At 64.4% G+C, this 1,254-nt stretch carries 2 protein-coding genes; both read right to left on the bottom strand.

The window, feature by feature from the left end:
- Positions 1–81: 81 nt before the first annotated feature.
- Positions 82–279, bottom strand: a complete 198-nt coding sequence (locus ACLQ25_RS32635; RefSeq protein WP_357125562.1) for a DUF397 domain-containing protein — start codon at positions 277–279, stop codon at positions 82–84.
- The gene (locus ACLQ25_RS32630) at positions 270–1,073 is read right to left on the bottom strand and encodes a helix-turn-helix domain-containing protein (RefSeq protein WP_425734575.1); all 804 of its coding nucleotides are present in this window, start codon (positions 1,071–1,073) and stop codon (positions 270–272) included. Before ACLQ25_RS32630 ends, ACLQ25_RS32635 begins: the two co-directional genes overlap by 10 nt.
- Positions 1,074–1,254 lie beyond the last annotated feature (181 nt).

Here is a 1,254-nt window from a genome sequence, read left to right as displayed (position 1 = left end):
ACTGGCACACCGGCCAACCGGTCATGCGATCCCTGACCGCCTACGACCACTGACCCCTTGGAATCGATCATCTAGTACTGGTCAGGTCGCGGGGTGAGTCTTCGCCATGTCGACGAACGCCCGCCAAGCCGTCGGGCTGAAGACCAGTGCGGGACCTGCCTGGTCCTTCGAGTCCCGGACGCCAACGACGCCGGGCAGGTTGTCGGAGACCTCCACGCAGTTGCCGCCGTTCGTTCCGGACTTCGTCGACTTACGCCAACGGGCGTGGGTCATGTCCATGTCTTCGCCGTTTCCTTGATCACGTCTCGGGAGGATCTGCGCGGGAGGGCGTCGCGGAGGATCGCTTCCCACGTCTTTTGAAGCGTAACAATCTCGGCCGTGCCGCTGACGGTCTGAGACCGCACCTGGTAGTCCGTGTGCCCGACGTCAGAGCCATCCGGCATCGTGGCGATGATGAACCCGCCCTGTAGGCCAGGGTAGAGCCCTGCGTCGTCCGGCACGACATGAATGTGGACGTGCGGAAGCTCGGCGACCGCCGCGAGGTGCTCGACCTGTTCCCGCATCAGCGCGCGGTCGTCGTCCACCGTCCGGCGCAGCACCGCGACATCGAGCACAATCATCACGTGGGGAGGATCGTCGCGGGTGAGGACTGCTTGCCGCTCCATTCGCGACCGTACCCGCTGCGATATCTGCTCGGTGGTCAGCAATCCGCTCGCTTGAAGCGTCGCCCGTGCGTACGCCTCGGTCTGTAAGAGGCCGGGCACGAAGGCCGGTTCGTACCAACGCAACGCCCGAGCTTGTTCCTCGAACTTGATCCACTCGCGAAGCCAGACCGGGGCCGTGTCGAGCGCCGCCAGCCGCTCTACCAGCCGCGCGAACATGCCGCCGGTCGTCAGCGCCTTGTCGATTGCCGTCGCGTAGTCACTGGTCGGCGGGCGAGTGCCGGTCTCAACGGCGCTCACATGGGTGCTGGAGTAGCTGATGAGTCTGCCGAAGTCGTCTTGATTCAATCCCCGTGCCATTCGGGCGTGGCGCAACTCGTCGAGCAGAATCTCGGCCGCGGTCATGCTCATGTCCCCAACTCCTCCCCACCTCCAGCCCTCGCGTCCCCCAAATCCCCTCACCAGGGCAATCGTTGGCCGTCAGGGTCTCTCCAACGTGGTCGAACACCTTCCGACACTAGATGATCGATTCCAAGGGGTCAGTGGTCGTAGGCGGTCAGGGATCGCATGACCGGTTGGCCGGTGTGCCAGT

It is taken from the genome of Micromonospora sp. DT44 (genome assembly GCF_049841635.1).
Classification (GTDB): Bacteria; Actinomycetota; Actinomycetes; order Mycobacteriales; family Micromonosporaceae; genus Micromonospora.
This window is presented reverse-complemented; position numbering and strand designations above follow the sequence as displayed.

Excerpts from the sequence above, each read along its gene's own strand:
- ACLQ25_RS32635 (WP_357125562.1), bottom strand. The coding sequence starts at position 279 with ATGGACATGACCCACGCCCGTTGGCGTAAGTCGACGAAGTCCGGAACG.
- ACLQ25_RS32630 (WP_425734575.1), bottom strand. The coding sequence starts at position 1,073 with ATGAGCATGACCGCGGCCGAGATTCTGCTCGACGAGTTGCGCCACGCC.